Source organism: Actinoalloteichus caeruleus (assembly GCF_049311605.1).
In the GTDB taxonomy this organism is placed as follows: domain Bacteria; phylum Actinomycetota; class Actinomycetes; order Mycobacteriales; family Pseudonocardiaceae; genus Actinoalloteichus_B; species Actinoalloteichus_B caeruleus.
On sequence record NZ_CP186005.1, the window covers coordinates 3,491,434 to 3,510,324 of the forward strand.

The 18,891-nt window shown below is 73.4% G+C and carries 2 protein-coding genes; both read right to left on the reverse strand.

The genetic code is table 11. The annotated features are described in order from the left end of the window. Positions 1-78: 78 nt before the first annotated feature. The gene (locus ACOJVX_RS14150; RefSeq protein ID WP_337661912.1) at positions 79-12,183 is read right to left on the reverse strand and encodes an amino acid adenylation domain-containing protein; all 12,105 of its coding nucleotides are present in this window, start codon (positions 12,181-12,183) and stop codon (positions 79-81) included. Then, positions 12,180-18,890, reverse strand: a complete 6,711-nt coding sequence (locus ACOJVX_RS14155) for an amino acid adenylation domain-containing protein (RefSeq protein ID WP_337661911.1) — start codon at positions 18,888-18,890, stop codon at positions 12,180-12,182. The genes ACOJVX_RS14150 and ACOJVX_RS14155 overlap by 4 nt, the downstream gene beginning before the upstream one ends. Position 18,891 lies beyond the last annotated feature (1 nt).

Genomic DNA, 18,891 nt, shown 5'->3' on the forward strand with positions numbered 1-18,891 from the left:
GTCGGGACGCGCTGGTCCCGGCGGCGAGCCGGTGGTACCGGACGCTGGGGTGATCCGCACCTCACCCGAGGAACCGTCTCAGCCGTCACCCAGGGCCGCCAGCAACTCCAGGAGGCGGTCGCGGATCCGCAGGACCTCCGGTTCGGTGAGCAGACCGGGCTGGAACTCCAGCCTGCCGCGCAGGGCCTCGCCCGGGGAGACCACGAGGGCCAGCGGGTAGTGCGTCGCATCCACACCCGACAGCCCGGTCACGCGTAGGCCGGTGTTCGGGGGTGGTTGGAGCGCGCCGGCGGCCACGGGGTAGTTCTCGAAGGCGACGAGCGTGTCGAACAGGTCGCCGACTCCGGCGAGCCGTTGGATGGTCCCCAGGTCGACGTGGTGGTGTGCTTCGAGCCGCGCCTGGTCGTCCTGGAGAACAGCGGGATCAGCGCCGACCCGGGCCCGCACCGGGACGGTCGTGGCGAACAGGCCCACCATCGTCTCCACGCCGGGCAGGTCGGGTGGTCTGCCGGACACGACCGCGCCGAACACCACCTCGGCCTGTCCGGTGAGTTCGCCGAGCAGGTCGGCCCAGGCGGCGCGGACCAACGTGCTCGGGGTCAGGCCGTCCCGCCGGGCCCTGGCCCGCAGTGACCGTGTCAGCTCCACCGAGCAGTCCACGGGAACGCGGGCTGGTGCTCGGCGTGCCTCGCGCCCGGGCGGGGCTCCGGTGAGCAGCGTCGGCTGGACGTCGCGCAGCTCAGCGGACCAGGCCGCCTCGCTCGCGGAGCGGTCCCGGTCGGCCAGCCACACGAGGTAGTCGCGGTAGGCGGCCGCGGGCTCGGGAGGCCGGCCCGCGTAGTGCTGGAACAGGTCGCGCAGGATGAGGGGCAGGGACCACCCGTCGAAGAGGATGTGGTGGTTGGTGAGGGTCAACCGGTGGTCGTCCTCCGCCCGGCGCTCCAGCGCGAAGCGCAGCAGCGGCGGGGTGGCCGGGTCGAAGGGCGGCTCCTCGTCGCTCGGCGCGGCGAGGGTCCAGGGCGCGGAGGTGCGTGAGCTCTCGACGATGACCGCCACGGGTTGCGCCAGACCTCGGTGGAGGAAGCCGGCGGTGAGGTTGGGGTGGCGGGCCAGAACGGCGTCGGCGGCGCGTCGGAGGCGGTCCACGTCCAGGGGGCCGGCCAGGTCGAGCGCCATCCGGGTGGTGTAGACGTCGGTCGCGTCGGGCCGGAGGACGGCGAGCTGGAGGTGGAAGAGCATTCCCTGTTGCAGTGGCGACAGGGGCAGGACGTCAGTCGGGGGGCCGACGGCGGCGACGATGCCCGACAGGTCGGCGGGTGTCAGCTCGACCAGGGGGAAGTCCTCGGGGACGGCGGTGCTGACGTCGGGCCGTCCCACCTCCGTGATGAGGCGGTCGACGGCGTCCCGCCAGCGGGCCGCCAGCCGCGCGATGTCCGCCGCGTCGGCCACCCGGTCCGGCCAGGTGAACGTGATCTGGAGTTCCGGTCCTGGCAGGACGACCGCGCTGATCTCGAGGGCGTGCGCGAAGGGGGCGTCATCGGGCATTCCGGTGTCGAGGACTCCGGATTCGGGTGCGAGTGACCAGCGGCCCTGGTCGGAGAGCGTGTCGAGGCGGCCCAGGTAGTTGAAGCCGATCACCGGGGTGGCGGTGTCGTGGAGGTCCTCGGACCGAGCCAGATGGCGCAGTACGCCGTAGCTGATCCCCTGGTCGGGGACGGAGTGCAGGCGGCGCCGCACGGTGCGGAGGACAGCGGTGGGGTCGGAGGCGTCGACGGTTCCCGTCCGCAGCGGGTGGAGGCTGGTGAACCAGCCGACCGTGTTGTCCAGGCCGGCGTCGTCTGGTCGACCGTGGCGTTCGACGTCAACGGTCACGCCTCCGGTCGCGAGTGCCAGGGCGGTGAGGAGCACGTCGTCGACGCCGATCCGCGCGTGACCGGGCACCGTGGTCAGCAACGCGGTGGTCTCCTGCGGGGGAAGGACGAGGCTGTGGCTCCGCGCGGTGCGGTGGGTGTCCCGGCTCGGGTCCAGCGCGGCCAGCCATTCGGGGCTCGGCCCCGGTTCCAGTTCGGCGCGCCACCTCGCCAGCTCGTCGTCGGTCGCGTGATGCGCGGCGCGGTCGGCGAGCTGGTGGGCCCAGGTCCGGAGGCTGGTGGTCGCGGGAGCGAGCGGGGCGGCGGTGCCCTGGGTGGCGGCCTCCCAGGCGAGGCGCAGGTCCTCGTGCAGGATGCGCCAGGACAAGGCGTCGACGGCGAGGTGGTGCACGGTGATCAGCAGGCGCCCCGGTCGTGGCCCTCGGTCGAACCAGGTGACCCGTACGAGGTCGCCCTGGTCGGGGTCCAGGGCTCCCTGGTCGGCACGGGCCGCCCGTCGAACCTGGTCCACCAGGGTGCTGGACGTGGAGCGTCGAGCACCGATCCGCCGGAGGGTTGGGGGCTGCCCGACGGACATGGTTTCCAGCTGGCCGTCCGGTCGGGTCCGCAGCCGGAGCGCGGGGTGGTGGTCGTACACGCTGCGCACCGCCCGGGCCAGGTCCGCCTCGGTCGCCTCGGCTGGAGTGACGAGCAGCAGGGCCTGGGTGAAGGCGCGCAGGGGGCCGCCCAGGTGCTGCCACCACCGCAGGACCGGGGTGGCGGGCATGGTGCCGATCCCTTCATCGGAACCGCTCCGGGCCGCTACGACACCCGCGATCCGCGAGAGCCTGGCGGGGGTGCCGTGCTGGAACACGTCCTTCGGGGAGAGCGCCAGCCCAGCCGTCCTCGCCCTGCTGGCCAGTTGGATGGCCATGATGCTGTCCCCACCGGACTGGAGGAACCCGTCGTCGACCCCGAGGTCGTCGACGCCGAGCAGGTCGGTGAACAGCTCGAGCAGGACCCGTTCCGCCCGGTTCGCCGGCGGCCGCGCCGGCGTGGCGCGGACCACCGCCGGCGAGGGTTCGGGGAGTGCGGCCCGGTCGATCTTGCCGTTGGCCGTCAGGGGCAGCGCGGCGAGGGGCACATGGGATGCCGGGGCCATGTGTTCGGGGAGGTGGGTCGCGACCAGTGCCCGCAGCTCCTCCACCGAGGCGGACCGCCCTGCGGCCGGCACGTGGTAGGCGATCAGCGACCGCCGGTCTGGGCCGGCGACCACCACCGCTTGCCGGACGTCCGGGTGGCTGGTGAGGACGGCCTCGACCTCGCCGGGCTCGACCCGGAAACCCCGGATCTTCAGCTGGCTGTCGTGCCGTCCAACGAACTCCACCGTTCCCGAACGCCTCCAGCGCACGAGGTCGCCGGTGCGGAACATCCGGGATCCGGGCGGGCCGAACGGGTCCGCGACGAAACGCTCCGCGGTGCGGGCGGCGAGGCCCGCGTAGCCGTGCGCCACTCCGGTCCCGCCGATGACGAGCTCACCAACGGTGTTGGCGGCGACGGGGCGGAGGCGGTCGTCGACAACGGCGACCCGGCTGCCGTTGGTGGGTGTGCCCAGCGGCAGCGGGTCCCCGACGGCCTCGGCCGTGGTGACGGGTTCGGTGAGCACCGCCGTGGTGGTCTCGGTGGGGCCGTACACGTGGAGGACGGTGAGGTCCGGGCAGTGCCGCAGTACCCGGCGGACCGAGTGGGGAGGCACGACGTCTCCCCCGGTCCACACCCGGCGCAGCCCGGAGAGCCACTTCGGGTTCTCCTGCGCCACGAGGGAGAACACCCCGGAGGACAGCCACAGCAGCTGGAGTCCGTGGGCGGCGACCAGGTCGCCGAGCGTGGCCGGGTCCAAACGGCCGGGGGGCGCGAGGACCAACCGTCCCCCGCTGGTCAGGGGCAGCCACAGTTCGAGGGTGGCGGCGTCGAAGGACAGCGAGCTGTGCAGCAGGGTCGCTCCGGCTTCTCCTCCGTCCCAACACGGGTCGGTCACGAGGTCGGTGACGGCCCGGTGGCTGACGGCTACTCCCTTGGGGAATCCTGTGGACCCGGAGGTGTGCAGCACGTAGGCCGTCTGGTCGGGGTGACCGGCGACCTGGGGTGGGGTGGTCGGCCACGTCTCGTCGTCCGGACCGTCCACTAGGAGCACGGGCGGCCCGCCGGTGGCGGTGGCCTCCCCGTTCGCCCGGTCGGTGACCAGTAGGACGCTCCCGGCCCGTTCGGCGAGCGCCCGGCGGCGTCCGGGTGGGTCGTGGGGTTCGGTGGGCAGGTAGGCGGCGCCCGCACGCAGGACCGCCAACAGCGTGACGACCAGTTCAGGCGTCCTGGGTAGGTGAACGGTGACCACCGCCCCCGGCGTGACGCCGTGCGCGAGGAGCCGGTGTGCGAGCGCGTTGGCGCGGGCGTCCAGCTCGGCCCGGGTGAGGGCCCCGCCTGACCCGGACACGGCGATGCCGTTCGGGTCGGCGGCGGCGCGCGCGGCGACGAGGTCGTGCACCAGAGATCGTGGGTCGGGGCCGGCGGGTTCGGTTCCCCGGAGCACGGCCGGCTGGTCCCGTTCCTGGCTGGTGCGGAGGTCGAGGCGGCTGACGGGTTGGTCCGGGTCGCGGCACACGGAGCGGAGGAGGGTCTGGAACCGGGAGGCCAGATCGGTCACGGTTCGCCGGTCGAACAGCGCCGTGTCGTACTCGATTCCGCCGCTGCCGTCCGCGACGTGCCAGGCGATCGAGAGGTCGAACTTGGCGGTCGTGGTGGGCACCGGTACCTCGGTGACCTGCAGGCCGGGCAGCTCGAGTGTCACGTCGGGCTTCTCGTGCACGGCGAGCGCCACCTGGAACAGGGGGTGGCACGACAGCGAGCGCACGGGGTCCAGGGCTTCGACCAGCTGGTCGAAGGGCAGGTCCTGGTGCGCGAACGCGTCCAGGTCGGCGGTTCGGACCCGGTGCAGCACGTCCCGGAACGTGGGGTCGCCGGAGGCGTCGACCCGCAGCACGACGGTGTTCACGAAGAAACCCACCAGGTCCTGGAGTTCCTCGTGCCCCCGACCGGCCGTCGCGGTGCCCATGACCACGTCGGGACCGGCGCCCAGCCGGGTGAGGAGGGTGACCCACACCGCGTGCAGCACCAGGAACGGGGATGTCCCGGTGGCCAGCGCCAGAGCCCGAACCTCGGCACCACGGGTCGGATCGGCGGGGAACCGCACCACGTCACCGCGCCCGGCGGCGCGCGCTGGCCGGGCGCGGTCGGTGGGCAGCGGGGTTTCGCCGGGGATGCCGGCCAGCCGGGTGCGCCAGTAGGCGAGCTGCCGGCCGAGGACGGAGGTCTCGTCGTTCGGGTCGCCGAGCACCTCCCGGTGCCACTGGCCGTAGTCGGCGTAGTCGAGGGGCAGGGGCTTCCAGTCGGGCCGGCGACCGGCGCGGCGGGCCGTGTAGGCGGTGGTGAGGTCGGCGGACAGCCTGTCCAGCGACCACGCATCGCCGACGAGGTGGTGCAGGATGAGGAGCAGGACGTGGTCTCCTCCGCTGCCCTCCGCCTCCTCGGGGCTGGTTGCCTGACCAGCTGCGGCGTTGTTCGGCGCGCCGGTTGCGGCCGCGCCGCCGGGGTCGTCCCCGGCGTTGGTGCCGCGTTCGGCGTCGTTCCACGGCAGGAGTGTGAACAGCACGGCTCGGAAGGGGAGATCGGTGGCCAGGTCGAAGGGACGTTCGGTCTCAGCGGCCAGCGCCCCGGGGAGGGCTGGCACTGCGACGGGCACGGCCGACAGCGCACCCCGTGCCCGCTCGGCGGGCACGACGTCCTGCCAGGGTGATCCGTCCTCGTCCGGGAAGCGGGTCCGGAGGCTTTCGTGGCGGTCGAGGAGGTCGTCCACCGCGTGGCTCAGCGCTCGGGAATCGAGGCCGCCGGTCAGCCGCACCGCGAGCGGGATGTGGTAGGCCGAGCTGGAGCCGTCCAACCGGGTTCTGGTCCACAGTCGACGCTGCGCCGGGGACAACGGCACCCGCTCCGGGCGGGTGGCGCGGCGTGGTGGGTCGAGGGCGGGTGGTGCGCCGGGTAGCCGGGCGGCCAGCGCTGCCGGGGTCCTGGCCTCGAACAGCTCCCGCAACTCGACCTCGACGCCCAGCCTGGCGCGGAGGACACCCGTCACCCTGGCGACGAGCAGCGAATGCCCGCCCAGGACGAAGAAGTCGTCGTGCGCGCCCACGTGCCGCACGCCGAGCACCTCGGCGAAGATGTCCCGCAGCACCGCGACGCGCGGGTTGTCCTCGGTGGTGGGCGCGCGGGTCTCGGAGGACGGTTCGGGCGTGGCGACCAGTGCGGCCCGGTCGACCTTGCCGGTGGGGCCGACGGGGAGAGCAGGGACGACGAGGAGGGCGGCGGGGACGAGATGCGCCGGTAGCTGGGAGGCCGCCCACGTCCTGATCCGGCCGAGGTCAGGGGTTCCGCTCCCTCGGGGGGCCAGGTAGGCGACGAGTTCCACCTCGTCGCGCTGGTTCGTCCTGGCGAGGACGACGGCGTCGGCGACCTCGTCGTGCCGGCGCAGCACGGCGGCGGCCTCCCCTGGCTCGACGCGGAAGCCCCGGATCTGCACCTGGTCGTCGGAACGACCGACGAAGGTCAGCCCGCCGTCACGCCCCCGGGCCACCAGGTCACCGGTCCGGTACATGCGGGTCCCGGGCGGGCCGTCGGGGTCGGCGACGAAACGGTGGGCGGTGGTGTCTGGAAGTCCCTGGTATCCCCGGGCCACTCCCCCACCGGCCAGGTACAGCTCCCCGGTCACGCCGGGCGGGACCGGCCTCAGGTCGACGTCGAGAACGCGGAGCCGCACGTCGGGCATGGGAGGCCCCAGCGGAGGCACGCCCGTTCCGGGTACCAGCCGCTCGCTGAGCGTCGCGCAGACGGTGGCCTCCGTGGGGCCGTAGCCGTTGTGGAGCCTGTGGTCGGGCCAGCGCGCGACGAGGGCCGAGGAGGGCGCCTCCCCGGCGAGGACGACGGTCAGGTCCGGCGGGACGTCCGTTGGTTCCAGGGCGGCGAGCGCGGAGGGTGGTGCCACCAGGTGGGTGATTCGTTGGGCACGCAGTAGGGTTGACAGCGGTGCCCCGGGGAGGAGCTCCTCCTGGGGCGCCAGGACCAGTACCGCTCCGCTGAGCAGGGCCGTGGCGAGCTCGTAGACGGAAGCGTCGAAGATCGCCGAGGCGAACTGGAGGACACGGCTCCCCGGGCCGACGCCGGTGCGGGTGATCGCGCCCTCGGCGAGGGCGACCAGGCCGCGGTGGGGCACGAGGACACCCTTGGGGCTGCCGGTGGAGCCCGAGGTGTGGATCGCGTAGGCGAGGTGGTCGGGATGGGGCGGGGTGCGCCGTTCGTCGGACCGCACGTCATGGTCGGGGAGGTCGGCGGGGACGGGGAACTCGTGGGCGCCGCCGAGGACCAGGTGCGGCCGGGTGTCGTCGAGGACGCGGGTGGTGCGTTCCCGGGGTTGGGCCGGGTCGAGCGGCAGGTAGGCGCCTCCGGCCTTCCACACGGCGAGCAGCACGACGACGAACTCGGTCGACCGGCTCGCGGGGAGCGCGACCAGGCGGTCGGGGCCGACGCCGGCTTCGAGCAGCGCCCTGGCGGTCCGGTTCGCCGCCGAGTTCAGCTCGGCGTAGGTCAACTCCCGTGTTCCGCAGCGCAACGCGACGGCGTGGGGTGTGCGCGCCGCCTGTCGTTCGAAGGCCTCGGCCGCGGTGGTGGGCCGGTCGCGCCGCGCCACACCGGTCGGCAGTGGGGGGTCCTCGGGGAGGAGGACGTCCGTGCGGCCTACCCGCCGTCCTGGTTCCCGGACGATCGTGTGGAGCAGCCCGGTGAGCCGGTCGGCGAGCAGGGCGACGCTCCTCGCGGTGTGCGGGGGGCGGTAGGCCCACCGCAGCAGTGTCCTCGGTCCGGGCACCACCATGAGGGACAACGCGTAGTGGCTGCCGTCCACGGTGTCCCGGTGTGCCATGGTCAGCCCGCCACCCAGGTCGTGGCCGCCGAACAGCGGGGCGGGCTGGTTCTCGAAGGCGACGAGGAGGTCGAAGAGTTCCTCGTGCCCAGCGAGGCGTTGGATCTCCGCGAGTCCGAGTGAGTGGTGGGTGACCAGCCGGGACTGTTCGTCCTGGACGCGCACGAGGAGGTCGGACAGGGTCTCCTCCGGGCTGGTCCGGATCCGGACGGGCACCGTGTTCGCGAACAGCCCGACCCGCCGTTCGATGTCGGCAGCCTCGGCCGAGCGACCGGCGACGACGGTGCCGAACACCACGTCACGGCGGCCGGTGAGACGGACGAGGAGCAGGCCGACGGCGGCCTGCACCACTGTGTTGGGGGTGACTCCGTGATCGCGTGCGACGGCGTCGAGCGCCGCGCTGAGCTGGTCCGGGAGCACCGTGTCCACCCGTGCCGGGGGGACGGACAGGTCCGCTCGGTTCGCTGGTGGTGTGAGCCGGGTGGGCCCTGGGAACGCCGCCAGAGCCACCCGCCACGCCTCGCGAGCGGCCCGCAGGTCCTCATCACCGAGGGGCTGAACGGCCTCCGCGGGGTCGGGGGCAGGGGGGAGTTCCTCCCCGGTCCACAGTGCGCGGAGTTCGTCGAGCAGCACTCCCACTGACCAGGCGTCGAGCAGGATGTGGTGTGCGGTGAGGACGAAGGTGTGGTGGTCGGGAGCGCGCCGGGCGAGGGCCGCCCGCAGCAGCGGTGGCCGGTCGAGGCGGAAACCGGCGGCACGGTCCTGGATGGCCAGCTCGTCGACGGCCGAGTCGGGTAGCCCTTCCAGGTCGACCTCCCGCCACGGCGGGTCGGAGTCCACCGGGACCTGGACGGGTCCGATGCTCGTGTTCCAGAAGCCGGCGAGGAGTCCGGGGTGGCGACGCACCAGCCTGGTGACGTGCCGCCGCCAACGCTCGGGGGCGAGCGGCCCGTCGAGGTCGACCAGCAGCTGCGAGGTGTAGGCGTCGTCGGACCCGTCCCGCAGCGCCTGGGCGAGCAGTCCGTTCTGGAGCGGGGACATCGGTATCGGCCGCCCCGCTGGTATTCCCAGGCTGGCCCGTTCCGCCGGCGGGACCTCCGGTCCCGGGGGGCTGCCGGCCCCGTCGCCGGTGCCGCCGGCGGTGTCCGGGGGGACGGGTGCGGCGACGGCGGCGAGTGCTGCGACGGTGCGGTGCCGGAACACCTGCGCCGGGCTCAGCCGCAGCCCGAGGGTGCGAGCCCGGCTCACCAGCCTCACCGCCATGACGCTGTCCCCACCCTGGGCGAAGAAGTCCTGGTCGGCTCCGATGACCGGGACGTCGAGGACTTCGGCGGCGAGCTGGCAGAGGATCCGCTCGGCCCACCCTGCCGGTGCGCGGCCGCTCCCGTCCGCCGGCCGGGGCCCCGGGGCAGGTAGCGCGGCACGGTCGAGTTTCCCGTTGCCGGTGACGGGGAGCGCGTCGAGAACGACGTAGGCGGAGGGGACGGCATGTTCGGGGAGCAGGTCGGTGAGGTGTCGGCGGAGCGCGGGCGGATCCCACCGGCTTCCGGGTCGGGGCACCACGTAGCAGACCAGGCGCGGGGAACGGCGTGGACCGGAATCCACGACGACGACGGCCTGGACGACGTCCGGGTGGCGGGTGACCTCGGCCGCGACCTCCCCGGGCTCGATGCGGAAACCCCGGATCTTCACCTGGTCGTCCGCTCGCCCGGCGAACTGGAGCGCGTCGTCGGGGCCTCGCCGGGCCAGGTCGCCTGAGCGGTAGAGCCGCGCCCCAGGAGGGCCGTACGGGTCGGCGACGAAGCGGCTAGCGGTCAACGAGGGCCGCCCGAGGTAGCCGCGGGCGACACCGGGGCCGCCCACGTACAGCTCGCCGGGAACCCCGTCCGCCACCGGCTGGAGCGCCGGGTCCAACAGGTACAGCCGGAGGTCGTCGAGCGGTTCCCCGAGGGACACGTCCCGTTCGACCGGGGCATGGGTGACGTGGACGGTCGTCTCGGTGATGCCGTACATGTTCACCAGCACGCAGCCGGCTGGTGCGACGCGGGACCAGGCGTCGACGTGCCCCGGCTCCAGAGCCTCGCCGCCGAGCACGACGGTCCGAAGGCTGTCCGGCAACGCGGAGTCTTCGGCAACCGCAGCGGTGAGCTGCGCCAGCGCGGTGGGTGTCTGGCTGAGGACGGTCACCCGTTCGCGGCGGAGCAGGTCGTGGAAGTCGGAGGGGGACCGGGTCTGTTCGTGCGGGACGACGACGAGCTGGCCGCCGTGCAGAAGCGCTCCCCACAACTCCCAGACGGAGAAGTCGAAGGACGTGGAGTGGAACAGGGTCCACACGTCGGAGGGACCGGGCCGCAGCCAGGACCGGGTGGCGTCGAAGAGCCGGACGGCGTTGTGGTGCGTGACCACGACGCCCTTGGGCCTCCCCGTGGAGCCGGACGTGTGGATGAGGTAGGCGGGAGTGGCTGGGTGCGGCGGAGCGGGGAGGCCGGAGGGCTCCCCCGGCTGGCCGGGCGGCGGGCCGTCGTCCCCGAAGTTGTCGAGAAGGACCACCGGTGGCCCCGGCGGGAGTGGAGCCGCGTGTTCGGAGTCGGTGAGCAGGAGCACCGGGTCGCTGTCGGCCAGGAGGAGCGCTACCCGGGTGGGCGGGAGCTCCGGGTCGATGGACTGGTAGGCCGCTCCCGTTCGGAGTACTGCGAACAGCGCCACCACCAGGTCGGCGGAGCGGGGCATCACGATCGCGACGAACCGTTCCGGGCCCGCTCCCGCACGGGTGAGCCGGTGGGCGAGCACGGCTGAGCGGACATCGAGGTCCCGGTAGGTCACCACCTGGTCGCCGAACCGCACCGCCACGGCGTCCGCTCGCAGCCTGACCTGGTCCAGGACCCGCTCGACCAGGTTCCCCCGCACGGTGGTGCTGTCCCGGCCCCCGCGGCCACTCGACGGCGGGCGGAGCCGGGCGCTTTCCTCGGGGAGCAGCACGTCGACGCTGCCGAGCTTGTGGGTGGGTTCCGCGTCGGCCAGTTCGCCGAGCAGCCGGAGGTACCGGGCGTGGTGCCGAGCCACGTCGGCCGGCGCCAGGTGTGCGGGGTTGGCGTCGGCGTTGACGCGCATCCCCGCCGGGTCCGCGCGGTCGTACACCACGAACGAGAAGTGGTCGACCGGGCCGTGCGACGGGGTGATGACCCGGGTGGGGAGCCCAGCGAAGGAGGTGTCCGGGTCACCGGAGATGATGTTGACCAGTGGCCCGACCAACGGATCAGTGGTGCCGGCCAGGCCCTGGTCCGCACGGATGTCCTCGTAACGGTACCGCTGGTGCCGCAGTGCCCCGAAGATCTTGGCCGAGACCTGGTTGGTCAGGTCACCCCAGGTAAGCCCGGGCCGGACGGTCAGTCGCACCGGCAGGACGGTGGACATCATGCCGGGGACGCGGCGCGCGGCGCGTCCCCGGCGTCCGGTGAACGTGACTCCCAGAAGGATGTCCTGGGAGCCCGTCATGCGGTGCAGGTAGAGGGCGGCGGTGGCCACGGCGACGCCGGCGAGCCTCGTCAGGGTCCGTTTGCCCGGCGCCCGCAGGCGCTCCGCGCGGTCCCACGGCAGGTGACCGCCGCACCGCAGGAAAACGGGCCCGGCTGGGGTACCGTCCTCCTCCTCGCAGGACGGCGGGCGCGGTGCCGGACCAGCGCTGCCCAGCAGCGGGGGTTCAGGCCGTGCCGCCAGTTCCGCTGCCCAGTACTGGCGGTCCCGTTCCCACTCCGGTGACGACCGGTAGGCCTGTTCCTCGGCGAGGAGTTCACTGAGGGGTTCCACGGGGTGGTCGGGTGCGGCGTCGCCGGCGGCGAGCGCGGTGTAGGCCTCGGCGACCCTCCGGATCACCAGGTCGATGGTGAAACCGTCCGACAGGAGGTGGTGCATGCGGAGGCACCAGCGGTGCCGGTCGGGGGCGAGCCGGATCAGGGCCTGGGAGAACAGGGGACCCCGTTCCAGGTCGGCGGGGCGGGCCAGTTCGTCATCGATCCAGGCCGTGGCGGCACGCTCCGGGTCAGGGTGCCCGCTCACGTCGACCAGGGGGAACGGCCAGTCGTCGAGGTCGTCGACACGCTGACCGGGTCGGTCGCCGTCGAAGACGATGCTGATCCGGAGGCATTCGGTGGTGGCCACCACGCCGCGTACCGCGCGGTCGAGCAGCTGGTGGTCCACCGGGCCATCGATCTCCACGTACTCGGCCCCGTTGAGGCGGGGGCTGCCCGGCCGCACCTGGTGGTCGAGCCACAGCCCCCGCTGGGACGCGGTGAGTTCGAGGAAGGTCACCGGGCCGAACCCTCCCCGCTGGTCGATCGGGCCCAACCGTCCAGGAGCCGAGCGACCCGGGGGAGGATGTCCGGGCGGGTCAGGCCCTGGTGGGTGCACTGCAACTCGTGGGTGACGAGATCGCCGCTGACGTGGGGTGCCCAGACCGAGGGGTGGGGGGCACCTTCGGGACGTCCCTCGGTGGCATGGAGGAACAGGACGTTCCCGTCGAAGACCCCGGGGGTGTGCGCCCTGGTCATGGCCTGGTGGTGCTGGATGACAGGGGCGACCAAGTCGAGTTCGTCCTCGGCGAAGTGCCGGATGTCGCGCAGGGCCTCCCGCAGTTGGTCGGTCGTGAGTGCCGGGACGGCTCCGTCGTCGGGATAGGCGTCGAACAGGGCCAGCGTCGCCACCTGGTGGCCCTCCCGCTGAAGCTGGACTGCGATCTCGTGGGCGAGGACACCACCGAAGGACCAGCCCAGCAGGTGGTATGGGCCGTGGGGTTGGTGGGCCTGGATCTCACCCCGGTAGTCAGCGGCCAGTTCGATGAGGGAGCCGGTGGACTCGAGGACTGCCGAACCCTGGTGCCGGGACTGCAGGGCACTCACCGGCCTGTCGCGGTGCAGGTGCGGAACCAGCGGAGAGTACAGCGTGCCGGTCCCGCCGGCCGGGTGCACGCAGATCAGGGGCGCGGTGCCGCCCCCGGTGCGGAGTGGTAACACGACGGGGCGCTCGGCGGGTCGCGCGGGCTGGGCCAACCGGGCGGCCAGCCGGGCCGGGGTCGACGCGTCGAAAAGGGTTATGACCGGCAGTTCGTGTCCGGTTTGGGCGCTGACGCGTCGCACGAGTCGCGCCGCGAGCAGCGAATGCCCGCCTAGGTCGAAGAAGTCGTCGTCGGCCCGGACAGGCCCGCGTTCCAACATCTCCCCGAACAGCTCACGCAGCTCGTCCACATCGGGGCGTGACGGGGTGGGTCGTTGGTCCGCGCGACCGACGTGCGGTCCGGGCAGGTGGTCCGTTCCTGGCCGGCGAGCGGGGACCTCCGTGCTCCCCTGGACAGAGCCGGGTCCGGTTCCGCCAGGCGCTGGCGGAACGCCCTCGTCACACCGACCGGCGTCGCCGGTGGCGCCAGGTCTCTCGTGGGCGGCCAGCGCTGCCCGGTCGGTCTTCCCGCTGACGGTTCGGGGCAGTCGGTCCACGGTCTGGATCCGGGCCGGCAGCATCGCCCTCGGGAGGCGGTTGGCGAGGTGGGCGCGGAGCTGCTCGGGGGATGCGGTTCCGACAACCGAGGCGACCAGCATCGGGTGGGTGCCCCGGGTCAGCACGACCGCGGCCTGCTCGACCCCGGTGTGGTCCTCCAGCGCGGACTCGATCTCCCCCAGTTCGATGCGGACCCCACGCAGCTTCACCTGGCCGTCGGTGCGGCCTCGGCTGACGAACCGCCCCCGGTGGTCCCGCATGGCGAGGTCCCCGGTGCGATACATCCGAGTGCCGGGTGGCCCGAAGGGGTTCGCGACGAACCGTTGCGCGGTCAGCGCCGGTCGTCCGAGGTACCCCCTGGCCAGGCAGGATCCGGTGACGTGGAGCTCGCCGTGGTCACCGGGCGCCAGTGTCCCGCCGAGCAGGTGGATCCCGGTGTCGGCGGCGGGGTCACCCAACGCGGGTTCCTCCCAGTCGGAGAGCGGTGTCACCAGGTTCTCCACGCCGCATTCCGTGATGCCGTAGGAGTTGAGGACCTCCGTGTGCGGGGTGGCCCGCCGCAGCGCGGTCCACAGGGGCTTGGGCACCGGCTCACCGCAGAGCACCACCAGGCGCGGCCGGTAGGCGCGCTCGGGGTCGAGCAGTCCGGCGGCCAGGAGTTCCCGGCAGTGGGTGGGTGTGATGTTGAGGCAGTCGACGCGGTGCCGTTCGACGTAGGAGACGAGGGCGTGCGGGTCCCGCCGCTCGGTGTCGCCGATGACGTGCACCTCGTGCCCCCCGGCAAGCCACAGGGGCCCGTCCCACGAGATGTCGAAGGACGTGGACGCGGTGGTGGCCACCCGGTACCTGCCGTGGCGGGGGAAGCGGGTGTCCTGGCAGAAGCGCAGGACGGTGGCGAGGGCCGAGTGTGGCACGACGACGCCCTTCGGGCGTCCCGTGGACCCGGAGGTGTACATGACGTAGGCGGCAGCGTCCGGGCTCGGCGGGTGGGCGGGCAGGGTGGAGTCGGGGGGTCCGGCCAGCGCAGCCTCGGTGTCCGGGTGGTCCAGCCTGAGCACCGGCGCGCCGGGGGGCAGTGTGGTGGCCAGCGGGCCGGTCGTGACGACCAGCACCGGTGCGGCGTCGGCGAGGACGACCGCCCGTCGCTCGACGGGGTGGTCGGGGTCGAGCGGCAGGTGGACGGCGCCTGCGAGCAACGTCGCGAGCCGGCCGACCACGAGGTCGACGCCGCGGGGCACCAGCAGGGCGACCCGGTCCTCGGGCCGCACACCGCGGGCGACGAGGAGGTGGGCGAGCCGGGTGACCCGGTCGTGGAGTTCCGCGTGGTCCACGACGAGGTCGTCGTGGACCAGGGCGGCCGCGGCCGGGGTGCGGCGGGCCCACTGGGCTACCCGGTCGGGCAGGAACCAACCGCCTCCCCGCTCAGAGGTCGGGACGGGTGTCGCGTCGGCTCGTTCCGGCGGGTTGGCCGCGGCGTTCTCGGGGCGATCGCCTCCCACCTGTCGCGCTGGACGGGGTGGCGTGGCGTCCTCGTGGGCCGGGCCGGCGGGCAGCACCTCCGCGAGCAGCTCCAGGTAGGCCTCGGCCAGTCCCTGAGCCGTGGAGCGGTAGAACAGCTGTGTGCGGTAGGCGACGACGAGGTCGATCTCCTCCCGGTCGGCGTGCTCCAGCGTCGCGAAGGACAGGTCGCAGACGATGGCTCCCTCCGGCATGCCGGGGAAGTCGTGGTCGCCGGAGTACTCGAGGGTGATGCTCGGATCGCCCTGTTGCAGGGCGTCCAGCTCCGGCAGCACCTGGTGGGTGTACATGACGTCGAACAGCGTGTTGCGGCTCGGGTCGCGGTGGGGTGCGACCTCGCGCACGACGGCGTCGAAGGGCAGGTCCTCGTTCTCCACGGCGGCCAACACCACCTCGCGTACCCGGTCGACGAGTTCGGGCAGGTCCGGGTCGTCGGAGAGGTCGGTGCGCAGCAGCAGGGTGTTGTTGAAGAAGCCGAGCAGGCTCCACAGTTCGGGGCGGTTCCGTCCGGCGCTGGGAGTGGCGATGACGATGTCACGGGCGCCCCCTCGCCGTGCCAGCAGCAGGTTCAACACCGCGAGCAGCACGACGTAAGGGGTGGCGCCGGCCTCCGTGGCGGTGGTTCGGACCCGGCGTGCGAGGTCTGGGGGGAGGTGGGTGACCAGGTAGTCGCCCCGGAAGTTGGTGGTCGCCGGTCTCGGAAGGTCGGTGGGGAGGTCCAGCACGGGCGCGTCGGCGAGGGTGCGCCGCCAGAAGTCCCGCTGTCCGGCCAGCAGCGGACCGGCGACGAGGTCGCGCTGCCACCGCGCGTAGTCGTGGTACTGGAGCGGCAGGGGCGGGAGGCGGTGCGGCCGCCCTTCCACTCGGGCGGCGTAGAGCTCGGTGATCTCGTTCCGGCTGATGGTGGGCGCGTGCCCATCGTTGACCGCGTGGTGCATGGAATTGACCACGAGGTGGTCGTCGGCGGCGAAACGCAGGACGAGCACCCGGTAGAGAGCGTCGGTGGCGAGGTCGAAGGGCCGGCTGGTGTGCTCGGCGGCGAGCCGGCGGGCGGTGGTCGCGGCGTCGGGGTCCTCGGAGAGGTCCACGAGGCGGAGGAAGTCCCCGAGGTCGGGGCGGATCACGACGCGGAGACCGCCGCCGTCCTCGACGAAGTTCGACCGGATGGTCTGGTGCCGTTCGGCGAAGTCGTTGAGCGCGGCGCGCCACGCCTCGAGGTCGAAGCGGCCCCGCACCCGCATGCGGGAGCCCAGGTTGTAGAGGGTGGTGCCGGGGTCCCACTGGTGGTGGAACCACATGCGTTCCTGCCCGAAGGAGAGGACCGGTTCCCCGGTCGCCGGTGTGATCGGCGGGAGGCCGGCTGGCATGGCGGGTTCGCGCTCGACGACCAGCCGGGTGACGTGCGCGGCCAGTTCGGGCAGGGTGCGGTGCTCGTACACGTCGATCAGTCGCAGGTCGACCGCCAGGCGGGCGTTGAGGTCGTTGACCAGCTGGATCCCGATGACCGAGTTGCCGCCGAGGTCGAAGAAGTCGGCGTCGGGAGCGGGGTCGGGTTCGCCGAGGGCTTCCCCCAGCACCTCGCGGACCACCTCGCCGACGTCGCCCGGGGCCATGGCCGGCTGGTCGCTGCTGGTTGACGCGGGCGACGGGGCGGACCGCGTACCGGCGGCGGGGGAGCCGCCGGGTCGGGGCGCGTGGGAGGACACCGGCGTGTCGGGTGGACTGGGGCTGGTGGGGCGGGCCGCGACGGCGGTCCCCCTCGGCCCCGTCCCACCGCTGGCCGCCCCGGCCGGTACCGCCTCCGGCGCGGTGACCGCAGCCGGGGTGCCGCTGTCGGAACCGGCGGGGGGCGGGGTGCTCGTTCCCGGGGAGGGGGCACCACCGGGCGCCTCCTCGGCTGGCGCCGTGACGTCGCTGGTGGCCCCACCTCCCACCCAACAGCGGACCTCGGTGAGGGGGTGCCCGGGCAGCGGCACCCTCCTCGGCTGCCACGCCGGGCGCAGGGCCGCCCAGGTGACCGGGACTCCCCACTGGTAGAGCAGGCTGACCGCGTCGGACACGTCGTCGGCCCGGTCCACGGTGACGAGGGGGATGTTGCCCGAAGTGGCCAGGACGGCACCGATGTCACCACCGGCACCGAGGTCCACCACGACGGTGGCGCGCTCGGTGACCAGCTGGCGAGAGGCCTCGGTCAGCCGTGCGGGGTCAGCGGGCGGGGCGGGTGCGTCGCCGGTGGCGAGGAGCGCGGTGTCCTCGGCGCTGAGGTCCCCCTGCAACCAGCGCGCGAGGTAGCGGGACGTCCCGGACGCGAGGATCCCGTCGACGGGCACGATCGAGGCCAACCGCCGGTAGGCGGCGAGCTGACGTGCGATGTGGTCAGCGACGGGTCCGGTCAGGGGAAGTTCCGGGGGCAGTGCCGGCACCGCTCCCTCCGGCGCGTCCAGCGCGGAGTCACCGGACATCGATACGAGCAGCCTCGGCGGCCCGGCGGCGGGTGTGGGTACGGGGAGCTCACCAAGGGCACACCGCTCCAGGGCCTCGACGAGCTGGGAAGTGGTGTCCGCCCGCACGGCGATGCGGTGAAGGTGGTGGTCGCGCCCCTCGTTGAGGGTGAAGGCCACGTCGGTGAGCGAGGCCGCCCGTCCCCGCAGGGCGCCGGCGAGTCGAGCCGAAAGCCGGCGGAGGGCGGCGGTGGTGCGGGCGGACACACCGACGACCACCGGTTCCGGGGGGAACGGCGAGGGGGCCGGGCGGGACGGTGCCTGTTCCACCACGCAGTGCGCGTTCAACCCGCCCAGGCTGAACGAGCTGACTCCGGCTCGTCGGGGCCGGTGGTCGGGCCGTTGGGGCCAGGGGCGCGTGGAGGTGACGACCTCGAGGTCGGCCGCGTCGAGGTCGACCTCGCGGGGTGGCCGGGTGAAGTGCAGTGAGGGGTACAGTTCGCCGTGGGCGACGCCGAGGATGGTTTTCACCAGTCCGGTGACGCCGGCCGCGTTGTCCAGGTGCCCGATGTTGGTCTTGACCGACCCGACGGGCAGCCGTGGGGCTCGACCGGCTCGGGCGAGCGCCAGGCCCTCCACCTCGACGGCGTCCCCCAACCTCGTTCCGGAACCGTGTGCCTCCACGTAGTCCGCGTCCGCGACGTCGAGACCGGCGTTCCGCCAGGCGGCCGTGATGACCTCGGCCTGCGCGCTGGCGCTCGGTGTGCTGATGGTAGCGGCGTGGTGCCCGTTGTGCCGCACGGCCGTACCGGTGAGCAGGGCGTGGATCCGGGCGCCCTCGGCCAGGGCGCGGTCGAGAGTGGTGAGCAACAGGACCGCGCCGCCCTCGCCTCCGACCGTCCCGTTGGCGGCCTCGTCGAACGCCCGGCACCGGCCGGCGGGGGACATGATCTCGGGGAACCCGGCCAGGTCACCGGCCTCAGGAGGAACCGTCCGCAGGTTCACCCCTCCGATGAGGGCGTAGTCGGCGTCGCCGGCCGCGAGTTCCCGGCGGGCGTGGTGGACGGCGACGAGGGAACCGTTGCAGCCGGTGTCCACCCCGTAGCACGGGCCGGCCAGCCCGAAGCGGTGCGCGATCCTCGCGGGCAGCCCACCCGGCCAGGTCCCGGTCATCGCGAGCGTTCCCCGCTGCGGCACGAGGAGCTGGTAGTCGGGTGACGGTGTGCTGAAGATGACCGCGGTGCTGGTCGACCGCAGGAGGGAGGGTGCGTAGCCGGCGTCGTCGAGTGCCGCCTGGGTGAGGCGGCACGCCAGCCGGTGCTGCGGGTCCATCAGCTCCGCCTCGCGGCGTGACAGCCCGAAGAACGCGTGATCGAACAGGTCGACGTCGGGCAACCACCCCATGGGCAGGGTCCGGTCTGGCCGGCCGCCCGCCGCCTCGACCCGGCGGGTCGGTATCGGGCGCACCGAGTCGCGACCCGCGAGGAGGTTCGCGCGGAACTCCTCGACGGTCTCGGCGTGGGGGTAGCGGACGCCGATGCCGATGACCGCGATCACTGGCCCGGTCATG